17 protein-coding genes are annotated in these 19752 nt (G+C 60.6%); 12 read left to right on the top strand and 5 right to left on the bottom strand.

The annotated features are described in order from the left end of the window. Positions 1 to 302: 302 nt before the first annotated feature. On the top strand, positions 303 to 1031 hold the full coding sequence (locus tag FJ404_03630; protein ID MBM3821975.1) for a type II secretion system protein: 729 nt from the start codon (positions 303 to 305) through the stop codon (positions 1029 to 1031). 42 nt (positions 1032 to 1073) lie between these two features. Here the strand turns inward: FJ404_03630 and FJ404_03635 are convergent, their stop codons facing one another. Beyond that, positions 1074 to 1292 carry a hypothetical protein gene (locus tag FJ404_03635; GenBank protein ID MBM3821976.1) on the bottom strand — a complete coding sequence of 73 codons (219 nt, stop codon included), beginning with the start codon at positions 1290 to 1292 and terminating at the stop codon, positions 1074 to 1076. 16 nt (positions 1293 to 1308) lie between these two features. Between FJ404_03635 and FJ404_03640 the strand changes: the two genes are divergently transcribed. The 8 genes from FJ404_03640 (at position 1309) to FJ404_03675 (ending at position 12188) form a co-directional block, all read left to right on the top strand. Beyond that, entirely contained in the window at positions 1309 to 2421 is a 1113-nt protein-coding gene (locus FJ404_03640; protein MBM3821977.1) for a sugar phosphate isomerase/epimerase, read from the top strand. Then, a complete protein-coding gene (locus tag FJ404_03645; protein MBM3821978.1) occupies positions 2354 to 4021 on the top strand; it encodes an ABC transporter substrate-binding protein in 1668 nt (555 codons plus the stop codon). The genes FJ404_03640 and FJ404_03645 overlap by 68 nt, the downstream gene beginning before the upstream one ends. 110 nt (positions 4022 to 4131) lie before the next feature. Beyond that, positions 4132 to 5088 carry an ABC transporter permease gene (locus FJ404_03650; GenBank protein MBM3821979.1) on the top strand — a complete coding sequence of 319 codons (957 nt, stop codon included), beginning with the start codon at positions 4132 to 4134 and terminating at the stop codon, positions 5086 to 5088. Positions 5089 to 5540: 452 nt separating this feature from the next. Beyond that, positions 5541 to 8144: a tetratricopeptide repeat protein gene (locus FJ404_03655; GenBank protein MBM3821980.1), complete on the top strand. Its 2604-nt coding sequence runs from the start codon at positions 5541 to 5543 to the stop codon at positions 8142 to 8144. Then, positions 8141 to 8974: a DUF4159 domain-containing protein gene (locus tag FJ404_03660; GenBank protein MBM3821981.1), complete on the top strand. Its 834-nt coding sequence runs from the start codon at positions 8141 to 8143 to the stop codon at positions 8972 to 8974. Before FJ404_03655 ends, FJ404_03660 begins: the two co-directional genes overlap by 4 nt. A gap of 20 nt (positions 8975 to 8994) precedes the next feature. Then, positions 8995 to 10032 carry an AAA family ATPase gene (locus FJ404_03665; protein MBM3821982.1) on the top strand — a complete coding sequence of 346 codons (1038 nt, stop codon included), beginning with the start codon at positions 8995 to 8997 and terminating at the stop codon, positions 10030 to 10032. Positions 10033 to 10041: 9 nt separating this feature from the next. Further along, the gene (locus FJ404_03670; protein ID MBM3821983.1) at positions 10042 to 10611 is read left to right on the top strand and encodes an SRPBCC family protein; all 570 of its coding nucleotides are present in this window, start codon (positions 10042 to 10044) and stop codon (positions 10609 to 10611) included. Between the two features lie 269 nt (positions 10612 to 10880). Then, on the top strand, positions 10881 to 12188 hold the full coding sequence (locus FJ404_03675; GenBank protein ID MBM3821984.1) for a PQQ-like beta-propeller repeat protein: 1308 nt from the start codon (positions 10881 to 10883) through the stop codon (positions 12186 to 12188). Between the two features lie 360 nt (positions 12189 to 12548). Here the strand turns inward: FJ404_03675 and FJ404_03680 are convergent, their stop codons facing one another. The 4 genes from FJ404_03680 to FJ404_03695 are packed head-to-tail and all read right to left on the bottom strand — an operon-like array spanning position 12549 to position 16590. Next, entirely contained in the window at positions 12549 to 14174 is a 1626-nt protein-coding gene (locus tag FJ404_03680) for a hypothetical protein (protein MBM3821985.1), read from the bottom strand. Next, the gene (locus tag FJ404_03685) at positions 14159 to 14818 is read right to left on the bottom strand and encodes a CAAX prenyl protease-related protein (GenBank protein MBM3821986.1); all 660 of its coding nucleotides are present in this window, start codon (positions 14816 to 14818) and stop codon (positions 14159 to 14161) included. Before FJ404_03685 ends, FJ404_03680 begins: the two co-directional genes overlap by 16 nt. 18 nt (positions 14819 to 14836) lie before the next feature. Continuing rightward, entirely contained in the window at positions 14837 to 15778 is a 942-nt protein-coding gene (locus tag FJ404_03690; protein ID MBM3821987.1) for a hypothetical protein, read from the bottom strand. After that, positions 15775 to 16590 (bottom strand): AAA family ATPase, encoded by an 816-nt coding sequence (locus tag FJ404_03695; GenBank protein MBM3821988.1) that lies wholly within the window; start codon positions 16588 to 16590, stop codon positions 15775 to 15777. The genes FJ404_03690 and FJ404_03695 overlap by 4 nt, the downstream gene beginning before the upstream one ends. Before the next feature lie 388 nt (positions 16591 to 16978). Between FJ404_03695 and FJ404_03700 the strand changes: the two genes are divergently transcribed. From FJ404_03700 to FJ404_03710, 3 genes are all read left to right on the top strand, one after another. Continuing rightward, on the top strand, positions 16979 to 17776 hold the full coding sequence (locus FJ404_03700; protein ID MBM3821989.1) for a tryptophan synthase subunit alpha: 798 nt from the start codon (positions 16979 to 16981) through the stop codon (positions 17774 to 17776). Between the two features lie 12 nt (positions 17777 to 17788). Then, positions 17789 to 18952 carry a mannose-1-phosphate guanyltransferase gene (locus FJ404_03705; protein ID MBM3821990.1) on the top strand — a complete coding sequence of 388 codons (1164 nt, stop codon included), beginning with the start codon at positions 17789 to 17791 and terminating at the stop codon, positions 18950 to 18952. Between the two features lie 316 nt (positions 18953 to 19268). Next, positions 19269 to 19739, top strand: coding sequence for a hypothetical protein (locus FJ404_03710; protein MBM3821991.1), 471 nt, complete (start codon positions 19269 to 19271; stop codon positions 19737 to 19739). Positions 19740 to 19752 lie beyond the last annotated feature (13 nt).

Genomic DNA, 19752 nt, shown 5'->3' on the forward strand with positions numbered 1-19752 from the left:
TCCTGTCCCTGAGTATTTCGAGGATGTGGCATGGGTGCCGTGCATCCCGAAATTGTCTGTCGTGTGGCGCAGGCTGCCCAGCCTGCCGTATCGCCGACGGCCCGTCGGCCCGGCGGGTGAAGAACGAAGCCCTTCCATGCTCTCCACGCGCCTGGTTCCCTTCGCCGCCCTGAAGGCTGGGCAGCCTGCGAAACAGCAGACAGGGCTGTCTGCGTTACCACGACAACCCCTGGATGCACCGCCGGGGACAGGGTCGCTCGCGCCAAGCTTGTGAACTCGCCCCGGAAGGGTTAGAAGAGGGTATGCATCTTCCCAGCCGCTTTGCCGACCGGCGCCTTTTCCCTCGCGCTTTTACCCTGATCGAATTGTTGGTCGTCATCGCCATCATTGCGATTTTGGCGGGAATGCTGCTTCCGGCGCTGAGCAAAGCGCGGGAACGAGCGCGGCGCACGTCCTGCCAGAACGCACTTCGCCAACTGGGATTGGCCCTGCACATGTACGCCGGGGACAACAACGACCGCCTGCCCCAGGGTTATCGCGACAACGGGGAGTCGCACACCATTTGGATCAGCACCAACACCTACAACGCGATCCGGCAATACAGCGCCACCAACATGAGCACGTGTCCGAGTTTGGCCGGCACATTCCAGTATTACCAGGCCCCCTACGGCTACGTGATCGGTTACAGCTACAACGGCGGGCACAGGAAACCGTGGGCGGGCGAGCCCAATGCCTGGGTTTCGCCGCAACGGATGACGGATGACCCCACGCTCTGCGTCGCCGCCGACCTGAACGCTTGGGCTGAGCCGCAGGGGGGCACCGGATGGGTCATCGCGCCACACGGTTCGGGAGGATCGATCAAGCGCTCGCGCAACGTCTTTATGTCCATCACTCGGAAAACCACCGCGAAAGAAGCGGGAGCAGCCGGGGGCAATGTCCTCCTGCTCGACAGTTCGGTGCAGTGGCGGAACATTCAGATCATGTCCAATCGCTGGGCCTGGCAAGGCGGCATCTATTGGAACATGTGGTGAGCGAGGCGATTCCCGGATTGGCCAAGGCTGGAATCTTCCGGGCTAGACCTCTTGTTTCGCTTCTTTTTCGATGGAGGCGATGTGCAGTCCGGTGATCGTCACGCTGCTCCCGTCGTCAAACCAGACGTGAACCCGGCTGCGTTGAGGGTCGATGCCGGCATGCTCGGTGCTCGCGACCCGATACCGATTTCCGCCGGTGGTAACGATCAGGAACGGCTCGAACGGTCGCGTGTTCAAGAGCTGACGGATATCTGAAATCATGATTCCACGCTAGCCCTTGAGGCCGCGGGTCGCAAGCCACGAGAGAACGTTCAGAACCAGGGTATGCAACGCGGTAGATCAGGAAGACTGCGCCACGCCAAGTGTCCGCATCCAACCCGAAAGGTCCACGGACCACGGCGTTCACGCCGCTTCAGCGTGGAAGATCGAGAACGCCGGGTTATACCCCCAGACCGGTCCTGGCTCCCCAATTTTCCTGCTTTTCGGATGGACCGGGCTCGGGTTCAATTTCCCCGTGAAACCATCCATTCGACGGTTCAAGCGTTTCGTTTTCGTCGCCTTGTGCGCTCTCACCCTCCAGCTTTCGGCTGGCCCGGTCGGGACGGGGCCCGATTTCAAAGGTCCGCTCGGACTGCAGCTCTACAGTTTGCGCGGTCAGTTCACGCGCAATGTTCATGAAGGGCTCAAGCTGACCCAGGGATACGGATTTCGCGACGTTGAACTTGCAGGCACTTACAATCTCTCGTCGGCCAAGTTTCGCGAGATGTTGAAGGAACACGGTCTCCGGCCCATCAGCGGTCATTTCTCATTCGAACGGTACCGGGACGACGCGGAGGGCGTGGCGCGGGACGCGAAGGTCCTTGGCTTGAAGTACGCGGGTTGTGCCTGGATCGCGCATCAACGCGAATTCGACGAGCAGGAATGCCGCCAAGCCATTGAAGTATTCAACCGAGCGGGCAAAGTCCTGGCCAAGCACGGCATCAAGTTTTTCTACCATTGCCACGGATACGAGTTTCGCGCCCACGCGGGCGAGACGTTCATGGACCTGCTCATGCGGGAGACGGATCCGAAGTATGTCCGCTTCGAAATGGATGTTTTCTGGGTGAAACATCCCGGCCACGATCCGGTGTACTGGCTGCAGAAGTATCCCAAGCGCTGGGAGCTCATGCACGTCAAAGATATGAAGAAGGGGATGAAGACGGGCGATTTCTCGGGCAAAGCCGACGTGACGAATGATGTGCCCATCGGCACGGGCCAAATGGATTGGGCGGCGATCCTGAAAGCGGCCAAGAAGTCCGGCGTGAAGCATTACTTCATCGAGGATGAATCTCCGACCGTGGTGGACCAAATCCCTCAATCCTTGCGTTACCTGGAACAACTGCGGTTCTAACTTCCGATTGGGACATCCGCCACGATTCGGGTTCCTCTTGCTCGCGGCATGGCTGGCGTCCGGCGCCGCGTTGGTTCCGGTTGCGTCCGAGTTGGCGGTCAGGGGTGGCACCTTGCGGTTATGGTATCCGACCGACTGGCGGTCGCTCGATCCGGCGATTGCGTTTGATACGGACAGCGTCGTCCTCACGAAGCTTCTTTTTCGAGGGTTGCTTGATTATGACAGCCAGGCGCGGATCGTTCCTGATCAAGCGCGGAAGTGGTCGGTGACGTCCGATGGCAGGACCTATTCTTTCGAGTTGCATCCGGACGCGCGATTCAGCCACGGGCGGGTGGTTGAGGCGGAGGATTACGTTTTTGCCCTGGAGCGGATCTTGGATCCCAAGACGGGATCTCCGGGGCAAACCTATTACCTGGAGATCGAAGGAGCGCGTGATTTCGCCGAAGGCCGCGCGACACGGGTTCGAGGATTGGAGGCCGCGGACCGGTTTACCCTGCGCATCACGCTGGAGAAACCGTCGTATACGTTTCGATACGTCATGGCCATGTCCTTTGCCTCCGCGTTGCCGCGCGAATTGGTGCGCAAGCATGGTGCGGATTTCCAATATCACATGGCGGGGTCTGGTCCTTATCGGGTCACGGCGTGGAAGCGGGGCGTCGGTTGGAGATTGGAGCGCAACGCGCATTATTTCGGGAGCGACGGGTATGTGGACGCGTTCGATCTCATGATTGGAGGCGATCAGGCATTGGCGGCAATGATGGTGGAGCGGGGAGACCGCGATTGGGCGAATGGAGGCGCGGTGTGCGGCGTTAGTTTTCTTCGCGATCCGGCGCGACGGCACCTGGTTGAGAGGGTTCGCTCGGTGAGCATTCAGTATTTTTTTCTCAACACCGAGCTGAAGCCCTTTCAGGACCCGCGGGTGCGCCGCGCCATGAATTATGCCATTGACCGTGAGCGGTTGGTGAAATTGGCGGCTGGATTTGGCATGGTGGCCACGGGGATTGTTCCCTCGTCGATGCCTTGGACGAATTCAACCCTGCCGAGTTATCCTCTCGATCGGGCCGCGGCGAAGAGACTTTTGGAAGAAGCGGGATACGCGGACGGATTTGAAACGGAGATCTACTATATTCAAACGCGGGTCCCCGATGTGAAGGCGGCGCAATCGATCCAAGGTGACCTGGCCCAGGTGGGCATCAAGGTGGCGTTGAAGCCTCTGAGCCAGCCCGCTTTCGAGGTCAAGGCTCGGACCCGGCGGGAAGTGGCGTCCGGAGTGTGGGGCTGGGTGCAGGACTATCCGGACCCGAGCAACTTTCTCGATGTGCTGTTGAGCGGGAAGCGGATCACGGACCGCGATTGCAACAACCTGTCGTTTTATGGCAATCGCCAGGTGGACGATTTGTTGCTTAAGGCCGAAGCGACGCTTGAAGGCGGGGAACGTCAGTCGCTTTACCAGCAAGCCGAGCGGTTGATGATGCTCGATGCGCCGTGGGTTCCTTTGATGGAAGAGCAGTATGCGATTTTGAAAAACCCCAGGGTGCGGGGCTCTCCGTGGCATCCGGTCTGGTTGTGGAGATTCGAGAAAGTATGGCTGCGGAATTGAGAGTGGGCAGGCCAGGGTCCCTTTGGCAGCATGGTTTGATATGAATTTAGAAGCCGGAAAGTGGTTGCCCTGGATGTCGCGTGATCGCGTGAGCCGGGAGTGAATCCTCGATGAACGAGACTCCGACTTCGGGCGAAGCGACCCTTCCTGGAAGGGGTTGGTCCGCATTGATTCGCAACCGGCTTGTGTTGGCTGGAGGCTTGATCCTGCTGGGGATGGTCTTGGCGGCCCTGGTCGCGCCTTTGGGGGTGAAGGCGGGGTTCTTGGCGAATCCGATTCAGCAAACTTCGTCCGGGCTGGATGACGATGGCATGCCGTTGCCGCCAGGACGCGCGAATTGGGCGGGAACGGATAACCTGGGCCGGGATGTGGCCAGCCGGGTGATTCACGGGACCCGGGTTTCTTTGACCGTGGGAGTGGCGGGAATGCTGACCGCGACGTTGATCGGCGTGGCGGTGGGCATTTTGGCGGGGTTCTATGGCGGCAAGCTGGACCTGATCTTGATGCGGTTCACGGAGATGAACATGACCATTCCCGGCATCCTTTTGGCGGTGGCCTTTGCGGGGGTGATGGATGGACGCGTGCTGCATTTGCATCCCCCGGGATGGGATTGGCATTTTCTGGATTTGGAGTTGAAGCGGGGCATGGTCAGTTTGTTTTTGATCATTGGTTTCGTCTGCTGGCCCGGCATGGTGCGGGTGGTGCGCGCCCGGGTCTTGGAGTTCAAGGAGCGGGAGTTTGTCACTGCTTCGCGCGCTCTGGGAGCCACCGATCTCCGGCTGATCTTCCGCCATATTCTTCCCAACATCATGCCCACGGTGGTGGTTTTGGCGGTGATGATGACCGCGAGCACGATCCTCTTGGAGGCGGGCTTGGGATATCTGGGCATTGGCGTGCCGCCACCCGCTCCGACGTGGGGCTCGATGATCAATGACGGCCAGCCCTATTTCATCTCCGCCCCCCATCTCGTCATCGTTCCTGGACTGGCCATCGTGCTTGCGGTGCTGGGGTTCAATCTGCTCGGCCAGGGATTGCAAGAGGTCATGGAGCCGAAGCGGCGGCCGTGAGCGTAGAATCGGAATGGCGTCTCGCCGCCGAAGTGGCCGTCGTGCAGTCGGCCACTCGAGCTGGCTTTGATCAACCCCACCAACCTCGACACCATGCTTCACAACGGTGCTTTCCGGAGCGCGTCGTGCTGGCTTGGAGATCGTCCATTCGCGACCAGCACATCCACTCGTTGTCGGTGATGCGCGCAGCAGCGCCGGGGCGCGGCGTTCACGCCGCTTCCGCTCGTGACGACCAGCCGCGGCGATTTCCTCCCGCTCCATGGCCCGCCCGGGGTGAATGCCTTCGCCCTCGCAGCACCCTTGCCCGTTGAACCTTCCATGCCCCTTTGAAGACACGCCTTGAAGCGCCGTGAACGGCGCGCCCCGACGGCTTGCGGATGCACGGCTTCACCGCGAAAACGCCACTCGATCATTGCTTCCGCTCCTGTTTCTGATTGGATTTGGCCCAGCTTATGAGCGACTTCCGCGCGGCCTCCATCCCGCTTTGGGCGAAGCGCGGTCATTTCCGAGGGGTGTTCCGGCTGTTCGGTTGCGCGTCGCTGCTGTCGTTGGGGTTGATGCTGACGGCAGGATGGGGTGGCCGCGCGGCTGCGGTGGAAGTTTCGGAGGGTAGGGAATGGATCCGGGCGGGAGATTATCGAAAAGCGGCCGAGGCGGCGGGGGAGGTGCTTTCCAAGAATGAGCGCCACGAGGAGTGGCGGCTTTTGCAATTCGAGGCGCTCCTGGCCGAAGGGCGTTATCCCGAGAGCTACCACATCGCCACCAATGCGCTGCGCCGGTTCGGTTCGAGTTTGAGGCTGCGCTGGGCGGCGAGGGAAGTGTTCCTCAAGAACAACGACGCGGAACGCGCGCAGGAAATGATGGAAGACCTCGTCCGCCTGGGGACGCAGCGGTTTTCCGTGCGGGATGCTGCGAGTGTCGTGGCGCTGGGGCGCGCGGCCCTGCTGACGGGGGCGGATCCCAAGGCGGTTTTGGACAACCTCTATGAACGAGCCAAGACGCTGGAGGCGGATTCCCGGGATCCGTGGATGGCGGCGGGCGAATTGGCGCTCGCGAAGGGTGATTTCCAATTGGCGGCGAAGACTTACGAGGCGGCCCTGAAGAAATTCGAGAAGGATCCGGATTTGCTGCTCGGGCTGGCCCGGGCCTACGCGCCCAACCAGCGTTCCGCGATGGTGGAGATGGCGGGCAAGGCGCTCGAGATCAATCCGCGGCATGTGGGAAGCATGCTTTTGCTCGCGGAGTCCGCCATCGACGCCGAGCAATACGAGCAGGCGGAAGAACAAATCGCCAAGGCGCTCAAAGTCAATCCCCACGACGCGGAAGCGCTTGCCTTGCGCGCCGTCATCAGGCATTTGCGCCACGACCTGGACGGGGAAAAGGCCGACCGCGAGGCGGCCTTGCGATTCGGTTCGAGCAATCCGGCGGTGGATCATCTGATCGGGCGCAAGCTTTCGCAGAAGTATCGATTTACCGAGGGCGCGGAGCGGCAGAAGCGCGCGCTGGCTCTGGCGCCCGATTTTCTGCCGGCCAAAGTTCAATTGGCGCAGGACCTGTTGCGGTTGGGCGAAGAGACCGAGGGGTGGGGACTGGCGGACGAGGTTCACGAGAAGGACGGTTACGATGTGACCGCGTTCAATCTCATGAATCTCAAGGATGTCATGCGAAAGTTCCGAACCTTGACGAACGAGCATTTCATCGTGCGCATGGAAGCCAAGGAGAGCGAATTGTACGGCGACAAGGTGTTGGAAGTGCTCGAAATGGCCCGCACCAATCTTTGCGCAAAATATCAAGTGACGCCGCCGAGACCGGTCATCGTGGAGATTTTTCCCAACCAAAAAGACTTTGGGGTCCGCACGTTTGGCATGCCGGAGAACCCGGGCTTTTTGGGCGTGTGTTTCGGCCCGGTGATCACCGCCAACAGCCCGGCGACGCAGAAGACCGGCGTGGCGAACTGGCATGCGGTGCTCTATCACGAATTTTGCCACGTCCTGACCCTGCAATTGACCCGCAACCGCATGCCGCGCTGGCTCAGCGAGGGGATCTCGGTGCATGAGGAACGCCTGCGCCATCGCGGATGGGGCCAGCAAATGACCGAACGCTTCCGGGAGCGAATCCTGGAAGGCAAGGCCAAGCCGGTGGCGGAAATGAGCGGCGCGTTCCTGACTGCGCGCACCAGCGAGGACATGCAGTTTGCCTATTACCAATCCTCGTTGGTGGTCGATTTCCTGGTGGAGAAATACGGCTACTCGAAGCTCCGCGAGATTCTTGTGGATTTGGGCGAGGGCGTCTGGATCAACGACGCGATTCAAAAACGAACGGCGCCGATGGCGGAGATCGAGAAAGCGTTCGCGGCGTTCGCGCGGGCGCGCGCCGAAGCGCTGGCGCCGGGATTGGATTTTCGCAAGCCGGCGGTCCTGGGGTTGAGCGAACCCGACGCGAAAGTGGCCTGGGAATTCCCCACCAACGCGGTGGTGCAAAGGGCGTTTGTCCAACGGTTGCTGGAAGAAGAGAAGTGGGAGGAGGCCAAGGCGCCCCTGCGCCGGCTGGCCGAACTTCATCCCAACCATGCCGCAGCGGATTCGGCTCTGGTCCTCCTGGCCCGTGTGCATCGGAAGTTGAAAGAGGCCGCCGCCGAGCGCGATGCGCTCGAGCGTTTGGCAGGGATCGACGCGGACGCCACCGAGGCGTATGCCCGGCTGATCGAGTTGGCGATGGATGCGAAGGACGACTCGGCCGTGCGCACCAACGCGCTTCGATGGCTGGAGGTGAGTCCGGCTTCGATGCCCGCCTATCGAGCCCTGGGCGAGTCCGCGGAGCGGCTTTCGCGCTGGGGCGAGGCGGTGATGGCTTGGCGGTCCGTCTTGAAGCTGGATCCGCCGGATCTGGCGGACGTGCATTTCAAGCTGGCGACGTTGTTGTGGCGGCAGCGGGACGCCGGGGCGCGCCGCCACGTGCTGCTGGCGCTGGAGGAGGCTCCCCGCTATCGGGAAGCGCAAAAGCTGTTGTTGGAGATGGCGTCCGCCCGTCCGGCGGCAGTCCGGCGCGAGCCATGAACACCCACTGGTTTCGACGGAGTTGGACGGTCGCCTTGCTCGTGGCGGGGAGTCTGGCGGCCGCGCCGCGAACCGCCCGTGAGATGGAGCGCCACAGCGTGGCCTTTCCGGAGTGGACCGTTCCGCCGGAGTTCCGCCGGGATGTGTTCACCTTCGCGCGCATCGAGTACTCGAGTCCGTTTGGAGGCGGTTACTACTACGGATCGCCCCGGTGGGCCATTGACGCTCCCGACAGCGACTTGAATTTGTCGTATCGACTCCAGCAAATGACCTCCTTGCGGGTCGATCCCGAGGGGCGGATCTTCAAGTTGACGGATTCCGAACTTTGGGATCATCCCTTCATTTACATTGTGGAGCCGGGCGGGCTGCAATTCTCGGAGGACGAGGTCAAGGCGCTTCGAACCTTCCTGCTCAACGGCGGGTTTTTGATGGTGGATGATTTCTGGGGCGAGCGCGAGTGGGAGAACTTTTACGCCGAGATCAAACGTGTGTTTCCCGACCGCGAGCCGGAGGAACTGTCGATGGATCATCCGATTTTCCACTGTGTTTTTGATTTGGGGCAGGACAAGCAGGCCTTGCAAGTGCCCAACGTCTACACCGGCATCCGCAGCCAAAGGACGGGCGTGACGTGGGAGCGCGACGGAAGAGATTTGAGCATTCGCGGGATTTACGACGACCGGGGGCGCTTGATGGTGGTCATTTGTCACAACACGGACAACGGCGACGGATGGGAAAGGGAGGGCGAGAACGAGTATTACTTCCGCACCTTTTCGGAAAAAAGGGCGTATCCTTTGGGGATCAACGTGGTCTTTTACGCCATGACGCACTGAAATTGGCAACAGAATCCATTATGATTAAACCATGGGCGGAATCGCCCCAACACAATCGCGAGTTCGAGAAGGAAATGGTGGAGAAGCTGGTTCAGGCCAGGGCTTCGATCCGGGAGTTACTGGCCCAAGTGATCGTGGGCCAGGACGAGGTGGTGGAGCAGATCCTGATCGCCTTGTTTTCGGGGGGGCATTGTTTGATTACCGGCGCCCCGGGGCTGGCAAAGACCCTCTTGGTGAAATCGATCGCGCGCATTTTTCATCTGAAGTTCCAGCGCATCCAATTCACGCCTGATTTGATGCCGGCGGACATCACGGGCACGGAGATTTTGCAGGAGAGTGACCAGGGACGGAGGATGACCTTTCTGCAGGGACCGGTTTTCGCCAACATGCTTTTGGCGGACGAAATCAACCGCACGCCGCCCAAGACGCAGGCCGCGTTGCTGGAAGCGATGCAGGAGCATCAGGTGAGCGCGGCGGGTGTGCGGCACGTGTTGCCCGAGCCGTTTTTCGTGCTGGCTACTCAAAATCCCCTCGAGATGGAGGGAACGTATCCGCTCCCCGAGGCGCAGCTCGACCGTTTCATGTTCAACGTGGTCATCGATTACCTGGGCGAGGACGACGAGGTGAAGGTGGTGGCGCGCACGACGACCCACGAATCGGCAGTGATCGAGCCGTTGTTTCACGGCGAGGACGTGCTTCGTTTTCACGAGGTCGTGCGCCGGGTGCCGGTCGCGGAAGACATCATCCGCTATGCGGTGAAGCTGGCGGCCTCTTCGCGACCCCGCCGCGCGGGTTCCGCCGCCTGGGTGAACGATTGGATCAGTTGGGGGGCGGGCCTTCGCGCCGCGCAGTTCCTCGTCTTGGGAGGCAAGGCGCGCGCCTTGCTCCAGGGCCGTTCGCACGTCACGGTGGGGGATATTCAGAGTTTGGCTCCGGCGGTATTGCGCCACCGCATCCTGCTGAACTACCGGGCGGAAGCCGAGGGTGCGACCGTCGAGCAAGTGATAGGCCGTCTGATTGAAGCCTTGCAGACCCAAGCGGTGGTGGCGAAGAAATAGCAGGATCCCATGCGCAAGAAAATCCTCGGCGTGGTGCTGGTGTTGGTGGTGGTTTTCGTCGTGGCGGTGTCTTCGCGGCCCGCCCAGTTCAGCATTGAACGCTCGGCGACGATGGCGGCGCCGCCGTCGAGAGTCTTTGAACACGTCGACGACTTTCGCAAGTGGGAGTCATGGTCGCCCTGGGCCAAACTGGATCCCTCGATGAAGGTTGAGTTTTCCGGCGCGAGCTCGGGGCCCGGGGCGGTTTATCATTGGACGGGCAATCAAGAAGTGGGGGAGGGGCGCATGACGTTGCTCGAGAGCCAGACATCCGAGCGCGTCAAGATCAGGCTGGAGTTCATCAAGCCCTTTGCGACCGTGAACCTGACGGAGTCCAGCTTTCGAGAGGAAGGAGGACGGACGACTGTGCGGTGGGCCATGAGCGGCGAGAACAGTTTCTTCATGAAGGCGTTCCACCTTTTCATGAACATGGACAAGATGGTGGGCAAGGATTTCGAGAAGGGGTTGGCGAATCTGAAAGCGGTCGTGGAATCGAGCGCGCCCAAGCCCAAGGAGCCGGTGAAATCGCCGAATCCCTAGAATTCTCCCCAAATCCACGGGTGCGGGAGTCATCCGCCCACGAATCAGACGAATCACACGGATGAAAACGGGCTTTCGGTCGGCTCGATGAGAATCAGGAATATCGACCGGCTGTCTGGAACTTCAGGATAGAGGGGAATTCTCCATTTTTTGCCTCGAATCGAAGTTCTCTCTCGCACGCCGTCCGCAGCCCCGGCCTCGAGTCCTCTTTGCATCTTTCTGAAATTGAGGCCAATGATTCATCACGTCCCAGAAATCATCGAGATGTCATGAGCATGAACCTCCTTCACATTCGAACGTTCGTCGCCGGCGTGTGGACCATGGCGATGATGGCCTGGTCCGTCCAGGCAGCCGACGGCCAACTCCGCTGGGTATCTTCTCCGGAAGCCGGCTGGCCTCAATTCCGGGGGCCGTCGCGGGACGGCGTCAGCCGGGAAACAGGACTTTTGCAGTCCTGGCCGGAAGGCGGACCGAAACGGATTTGGGAAGTCCAGGGATTGGGCCGCGGATACTCTTCTCCCATTCTCGTGGGATCACGAGTTTTCGTGACCGGAGACGTGGGGGATCATCTAAAGATCTCGGCGTTGGACCTTTCCGGTCGTTCGATCTGGAGCGTGACGAACGGCGCGGCCTGGAAGGATCCCTATCCCGGGGCTCGTTCGACCGTGACCTTTTTCGGTGGTCGCCTTTTCCACATGAACGCCCACGGGCGGCTGGTCTGTTTGGATCCGGCGAACGGACGGGAGCACTGGTCCATCGATGTGTTGCAGAAATTCGAAGGCGAGAACATCACCTGGGGGCTCAGCGAGTGTTTGGCGGTGGATGAGCACGGTGTCTATGTGACGGCAGGAGGAAAGAAGGCGCTGGTCGCGGCGTTGTCCACGCAGGACGGCAGTGTGTTATGGAGAACCCCCGGATATCAGGACGCGGCGGCCGGGGGGAAGTGGGAGAGTGCGAGTTATGTTTCGCCCATTTTGGTGGAGCAAGGGGGGAAGCGCTGGCTCGTGGGATCTTCGTTGAAGAATCTTTTCTGTGTGGATGCGCGGACGGGCGCGCTGCAATGGATGGAGAAGCGGCCGACCACCTACTCTGTGTTGGCGATGCCTCCGGTCGTGGTGGGAAATGGAATTTTCACGACGGCGCCGCACGGCAAAGGCGGGCATTGGTTCAAATTGAGCGTGGAGGGCGGGAAATCAAGAGCCGAAGAGGGCTGGCAGACCCGGTTGGATACCTGCCAGGGCGGGGTTGTGGTGTGGGATGGAAAGATCATCGGCGCGCATTATTCCTCCCGCAAAGGTTGGGTCGCCTTGGATGCGAAGTCGGGCGAGGTGCTCTATGACATGGCGGATCGCGTGAAAGGGTCGGCGCTGGCGGCGGACGGGCGCGTCTACGCTTACAGCGAGGACGGATGGGTTTTGCTTCTGGAATCCGGAAAATCGGGTTTTGAAATTCGGGGGCGATTTCGCTTCGCGGAAGCTTCCGCGATGGACGCCTGGGCGCATCCGGTGTTGTTGGATGGACGATTGTATCTTCGCTATCATGACCGCCTCGCCTGCTTCGATGTGAAAGCGAAGTGAGTGCTCAATTTCCAAACAGCCGTTCAGCCCGGAGATTTCGTGCTTTTTCCGCGACCGGGAATTTCCGGGCCAGGGAAACCGCGCCCTGTCGCACGAAACGCCTCCTTTTGGCAGGCTTTTTTCAGTCAAGCTTTTGCGTAGCTCGAGGCTGCTGGATTGCCGTTTTAAGCCAAAGAACTCCGCCGGGCCGGGGTGCGGAATGGTGAGTCACTTCACCATCAAGTTAGTCGGGAGGTTCAATAGTGTGTCGAACGGGAAATGCATAAGTTCGTTGAACAGGGGCGCGGTTTGATCTAACCCGCATGGCGGAATGCTCGATGGTGAGCGTTTCCCAACCCAGTCGAGTGTGAATGATGCGGGTTAGCCTTCAATCTGAAGCCAGCAGGTTTTGAGATAGGCGGGACGGCTTTGAGAAATCGGAAAATCGATCGGCTGCGGAACGTAGTGCGAGCGGAGGATCTTGCGGCGGGCGCGTTCGATGGGGGCGCGTATTTGGGCCAGGAATTCATCGGGCCGCAAGGAAGCCGAATTCGTGCTGGCCAGCATCACACCGCCTGGTGCCAGCAAGGGAAGTGCGGAGTCAACGAGCCGGTGGAAGTCGCTGGCGACCCGGAAGACGCCACTTTGGCGGGATTGCGAGAACGTGGGCGGGTCGAGCAGGATCACGTGAAATTTCCTTTGTTTTCGAGTCCACCGGCGCAGCCAGTCGAAGGTGTCGCCAAAGACGAAGTCGTGCCGGGCGGAATCAAGGCGGTTGAGTTCGAAATTCTTCCGTCCCCAATCGAGATATTTCTTCGAGAGATCGAGGCTGGTGGTGACGGCTCCTGCGGAGGCGGCGGCGACCGAAAAGGCGCAGGTGTAAGCGAACGTGTTGAGCACCTGCGGTTCCCGATGTTCCGAATGCCAGACTGGAAAATCGGCGGCGATCCAGTTCCGGGCCAGACGGCGGCGGTTGTCCCTTTGATCGAGGAACAGTCCGACAGAGTACCCTTCCTGGAAGGAAACCGAGAAGCTCAAACCATTCTCGCGGATGACCGGCGCGTCCGCGGGTTCGCCCAATACCAAGCGTGTTGAATGAGCCTCAGGCCGGGAGGTTCGTAATTTCCGGTCCAACTTCTTGAAGTAAACACCACGGGTGGCCGTTTGGGTTTGGATCTGCTGGAGGGCGTTCAACTCGTGCTCGCCGGGATCTTGTTCACCGAGGGCGAGCAGCCAGTGGCCGTATCGCTCGATGTCGGGGTTGGTGGGTGCTGGTGGCAGCGGTGAGTCGTGGCGGATTGGCTCGCCGTGGAGAAGCCGGAACGCATCGGTTTCGCGGGGGTCGAGGATCGCTTGCCGGAGCAGGCTCCATCCCGGGGATTCGAAGTCCGCTTTCGCGTCGAATTGAAGATGTTCTCCGGAAACGGGATGAAGAAATTCGAGCCGCGTGGCGTGCAGGCAGAGCCGGGGGAATGGAGCGCCTCCGTAGAGCTTGTCGCCGAGCAAGGGGATGGCGTGTTCGGCGGCGTGCGCGCGAATTTGATGAGTGCGTCCGGTTTCGGGGCGGACTTCGACCAGCCAGCCGAGCGCGTGAGGGCCGGACAAGGAAAAGTGGGTGACGGCGAGGTTTCCGGTTTCGGCGGAGCGGTAGCGCGCTCCATCGCGGGTGAGGCGGGTGCGGACGGAGAATTGAGGCGACCTCGGTTTTTGGCGGGTGAGGCCATGGTAGGTTTTCTTGATGGCGCGGCTCTCGAACTGCGCGCTGAGGGAAACGTTGGCGACCCTTGTTTTTCCAAACACGATCAGGCCGGAGGTTTCTTTGTCGAGGCGGTGGAGAATGGACAGACCAGCCCAGCGTGGTTCGCGATCGCGCAGCCAATCGTAGAGTCCGTCGCCTGCGAAGGGATCGGGTTTATGGGTGTTCAAGCCTGGAGGCTTGTGGACCACGAGCAGGTGCTCGTCCTCGAACACCACACAAGGCGGAACGCCGTTCACCAGAAGATCCAAGCTCCCTGCCAGGCGATCCAGATTCCCAACAGGATGTTGGTGATCGCGTGCGCCGTCATGGCTTCACCCAGTTGGCCCCGGCGCCACACCAGCCACTGATAGCAGACGCCACAGAGAATGCCGGCGAGCCATTCTGAATGGGCGAAGCCGAAGGCGACGGCGGTAATAGCCGCGCCCCGATAATCCCGCTGGCTCAGCGGAACCGAGGTGAAATCGGCGCTGGACCAATAGCGTGTCATGAACGACCGGTAAAAAACCTCCTCCAGCATGGGAACGATCAGTCCTGAACCCAAAATACGCAGCACGATGAAGAACCAAGCCCAGGGGCTGTCTTGTCCGAAGAAACGGTGAGGATTCCAGCCCGGTCCGCTGCGACCGATGGCGGGATAGTAGGGGTCGAGTCCGACCCAAATCACCAGCACGAGAAGGCCGATGAACGCGGCGGGCAGGCTGAAGGCCCATCTCATTTCGGGGACATGTTTGCGCCAGGCGAGAACGAGAGCGCCGGCCAGCACGGTTTTGAGCGCGTAGCCCCAATAGAGTGAGGCTTCGCCCAGCTTGCCTTGCAAGAAAGTGAGGGCGAGATAGAGCGCGAACGGCGCCACTCGCACTGCGGTTGGATTTTGAGCCCAAGAGGACAGCATCCGAAGCGCGGGGATCGTTTAAGGCAGGAACAGGATCTTGTGCTGCCCGCGGATTTCGAGATAGACGGCTTGCCGCTCGATGCGAATGACTTTGGCGCCTTCCACGGTATCCCCCAGGAAAACAGTCATGCCGTTGATGCTCGCGGAAGGCCGGGCCAGCCGGTAAAAGATGCCTTGAAGCTTCAGCGCGGGCCATTCGACAGGTTCCGAGGGTGTTTGAGCCACCGAGGTCGAGGGTTGCGTCGCAGCGTTGGCCGGGCGGGCGGGGGGCGTGGACGGAGTCGCAGGGGCGGTGGGCGGGGATGCTGTGGCGGCGCCGGAAGTGGTCGAAACAGGCGGGGGAGAAGTGGCTTCCGATTTTGGCGGGGTGGAAACTTCGACGGGTTTCGTGGCCGCGGTCCTCTGAGCGGGTTCAGAAGTTGGGGGGACAGAAATTTTCGTTGCCGGGCTGCCTTCATTTGCCGTGGCCGTGGGCTGAGGAGGTTTGGCCGGGGGAGCTACCGGGGTGGTTTCGACGGAAGCCTGCGCGGCCGCCACAAGTGTGGTGCGTGTGACCAGATTGGTCTCCACCTGGACGGGTTGACGGGGGGTGGTGGCTACTTTGGCGGCGGCGGGCAGAGTGGCGGGGTTGGCAGTAGGCACGGGAGCCGAGGTCGGGGAAACTGTTGCGGAGCCGGGTGCTGTGGTGGGGTCATTACGAAGCGAGGCGGCGGGCGGGGTCGATGGGGTCGGGGTTTTAGCCGAGGCTTGCTGGGTGCGTTTCGAGACGTTCCATCCGTAGTAGAGCAGGCCGCTGGCGGCGATGAGGCAGACGACGATGACGACGGGAATCAGCCAGACGGGGAGTCCACGCAGGCCGTTGGCGGAGACAGGCTCGAGGTTGACCCCAAGCGGGCGTTCGGGCGGTTTTTGCGCTTGGGCTTGTTTGGCGCGTTTGAGAGCGTCGTTGATGAGGCTCATGAGTCGAGTTTCCCTTCAAGTTCGCGAATTGCCAACCCGGCAGTGCGGTAATCGATGCGATCCGTCTGGCGGACGAAACCGGCAAGCAGACATTTGTCACAGAGCGCGTTGACCAGCCTGGGAATGCCTCCGCTGTAGCGGTGAATGCGCCAGAGCGCGGGGGCGGAAAAGTAGGGTGCTCCTCTGGCTCCGGAGACTTGGAGCCGATGGTGGATGTATTGCCCCAGTTCCGCGAATCTCAAGGGGCGAGGGTGATATCGCACGGTAATGCGCTGCCGCAACTGACGAAGCCGGTGATCGTCGAGCCGGTCCCTCAGCTCGGGCTGGCCCATGAGCACGATCTGCAGGAGTTTCCGATCGTCCGTTTTCAGATTCGACAGCAGCCTGACTTGTTCCAGCAAGTCGTTGGTCAGGTCCTGCGATTCGTCGATGATGAGGACGGCGTCGCGATTCTGGTGGGCGTGTTCAAGGAGGAATTCGTTGATGGCGGCGACCGTCTCCAGGCGGTCCATGCCTTTGACTTTGAGCCCGAACTCCATGGCGATGGCCTTCATGAGCTGGTCGGCGTCCAGCACGGGATTCAGGATCAAGGCGGTGGAGAAGCGGTCTCCGAGCTGTTCGAGCAAAGCGCGGCAGAGTGTGGTCTTGCCCGCGCCGACCTCGCCGGTGAGCTGGACGAAGCCCTTGCGCTCGCGAATGCCGTAGAGGAGGTGATTGAAGGCTTCGCGATGTTTGGCGCTAAAAAAAAGGAAGCGCGGGTTTGGGGTGATGTCGAATGGCGGCTCCTTGAGTCCGTAGTATTCGAGATACACGGGCGAATTAAGCCCGAGGGCGGAACCGAAGAAAAGGAAAACCGTCGAAGGGCCCTGAATCATGGCTGGGCCGCTGCCGGCCCGGGAGTGATTCAGGTTCCGGCCCGGTGCATTCCGAAGTTGGCTGTCGTGTGGCGCAGGCTGCCCAGCCTGCCGTATCGCCGACGGCCAGTCGGCCTGGCGGGTGAAGAACGAAGCCCTTCCATGCTCTCCACGCACCCGGTTCCCTTCGTCGCCCCGCAGGCTGGGCCGCCTGCCCAACGGCAGACAGGGCTGTCTGCGTTACCACGACAACCCGGTCACCGGCAAATTGCGGATGCACGGGTTCGGTCCAAGATCGAGCATTGAACCTTGAAAGTTGGAGGGGGTCTCGAAACACTGGATTGCAATGAATCGCATTGCGGGGCGTTTCGAGGCGCTCAAACAGCGGAAGCAAAAAGGATTGATCGTGTACATTGGGGCGGGCGATCCCCATTTAGCCGCCACCCGGGACTTGGCGTGGGGCTTTGACGAGGCGGGGGTGGACGTGCTGGAGCTGGGTGTTCCCTTCAGCGATCCTCTCGCCGACGGCATTGTCAATCAACTGGCGGCGCAACGTGGGTTGTCCTCGGGTGCGACTCCACCCAAGGTTCTGGCGACCGTCGCGGAGATTCGACGGCGATCGCAGATCCCGATCGTGCTCTACATCTACTACAACCTGCTGCATCGGGTGGGATTGGAGAAGTTCATTCGCGACGCGGCCGCCGCGGGTGTGGACGGATTGCTGGTGCTGGATTTGCCGCCGGAGGAATCCGAAAATTACGAGACCTTGATGGAAACGCACGGACTCTGCCGGATTTATTTGGTCGCGCCGACGACTCCGGAGGAACGCATCAGTCTGATTGTGCGGCGGGCCACGGGATTCGTGTATTATGTTTCCCGGGAAGGCGTCACCGGCATGAGGGACACCATTGCGGACACGATTCCGGCGAGGGCGGCGCTCATTCGCGCCCACACGGCGCTTCCGCTGGCGATTGGATTTGGGATTTCGAATCCTGATCAAGCGCGGCAGGTGGCGGCCTATGGGGATGCCATCGTGGTTGGGAGCGCGATTGTAAACCGCATTGCCGAGCTTGGCGATACGCCCGCATTGGTGCCCACGGTGGCGGGTTGGGTGCGCACCCTGGCCCAAGCCATCCGTGAATAATCGATTTTGAATATGGCCACGAAGAAGTCATCCCAAAGTAAACGGGGCGCCGTCCCGTCGGCGACCGGGTCGAACCGCTTCGTCATCATCATGGCGGGCGGGCGCGGCGAGCGCTTTTGGCCTGTGAGCCGGGAGAAATCTCCCAAACAGTTGGTGAAGATGCTCGGGGAGGAGAGCTTGCTGCAACAGGCGGTCCGGCGGGTTCTGCCTTTGGTGCCGGAGAAGAACATTCTGGTGATCACCCAGGAAGCTCAAGTCGCCGAGACGAGGAAGCAGTTGCCGAAGATTCCCAAGGACAACATCGTCGCCGAGCCGGTGGGACGCGACACCTGCGCGGCGGTGACCTTGGGCGCGGCGATCGTGGGGGCGCGCTGCACGACGGCCGTTATGGCGGTCCTTCCGGCGGACCACGTCATCCCGGACGAAAAGGATTTTCAGAAGGTCCTGGCTGATTGTTTCGATTTGGCCGGCCGGGGCCAGGTGATCGTCACCATTGGAATCCCGCCCACGGAGCCGGCCACAGGTTATGGCTACATTCAGTTCGGAAATCCTTTACCCGCGCCGCATGGGGCCAAGCCCTACAAGACGCATTTTCACAAGGCCGAGCGGTTTGTGGAGAAACCGGTCTACGAGAAGGCGGTGGAGTATGTCCAGAGCGGCCAGTATCGCTGGAACGCGGGGATGTTTGTCTGGTCGTTTGTCACGATTACCGAGGGATTGGCGAAGCATCAACCGGAAATGGCGGAAGCCTGCCGCCGATGGTTCGCGGCGGCCTCCCAGGGCAAGCTGGCCAAAGTGCTGGCCAAGGAATATCCGGAGATCAAGCGGATCTCCATCGATTACGCGTTGATGGAGCGAGCGCAGAACGTGGTGGTGGCGGACGGTTCGTTTGGGTGGGACGACTTGGGCGCCTGGAACGCGCTGTCCCGCCACCTGAAGTCCGACGCGGAAGGAAACTGCGCCCAAGCGGATTTTCTGCATGTGGACGCGGCCCGCAATTTGGTCATCGATGCCCGGACTTCGAAGCGCGGGCCCATCGCCTTGGTGGGTTTGCGGGACGCGATCGTGGTGCAGACGGACGACGCGTTGCTGGTGATGCACAAATCCCAGGCGCAAAAAGTGAAGGAGCTTGTGAAGCGGTTGGGGGAGGACCCCAAACGGAAGCATTTGCTTTAGGAAAGGAGATATTTGTGGCCTGCCCGGCTGCCCTCAATTGAGGGTCGATAGGTTCGAATCCCCGGCGCCAGGGCAGGAGGCGCCTCAGTTGGCAGTGGACGATTTCTAACCCCTCCCGCGCAGATGTCTTGGTTGAAGGCAAGACCGAGGACACGTGGACAGCCTGAGGAAAAGGATCGTCGTCAAACCTGATCCGGAGATAGGGGCCGATGTCCGTATTATCGGGCTGAGGTTAAGTTCGAAGGTCACGGTTTCTCCACTTTGCCGAACCCTGAAGGTCTTGGCACGAGGGTTGCGACAGTGGGAGATGAGAAAGATGAAAATCTATCAGCATCCCGGAAGTCATCGAAAAGCAAGAGGGGGCTTTTCCATCGTGGAAGCCCTGACCGCGGTGAGCATTATTGGAGTGACGTTCACTTCGCTCTACACGGGACTCGCCAGCGGGTTTGCGGTGATTCAGTTGGCGCGCGAAAACCTTCGTGCGACGCAAATTCTTCAAAAGAAGTTCGAGACCTTGCGTCTCTACACGTGGGAGCAAATCAACTCAAACGGTTTCATTCCGACCAACTTCACCGCCTACTACTACCCGACGACAAACATCCACGAGTCACAGGGGATCACTTACACGGGAACGGTGTCGATCGCGAATTCGGGGTGGTCTGAAAGTTATGCGACCAATCTCAAGATCGTTCAGGTGGAGGTGGAGTGGGATTCGGGTTCGCAGAGGCGAACCCGATCGATGGAGACGCTGGTCGGACGCAAGGGATTGCAAGCTTACGTGTATTGAAAGGGAGTTTCCT

This window comes from Verrucomicrobiota bacterium, assembly GCA_016871495.1.
Classification (GTDB): domain Bacteria; phylum Verrucomicrobiota; class Verrucomicrobiia; order Limisphaerales; family VHDF01; genus VHDF01.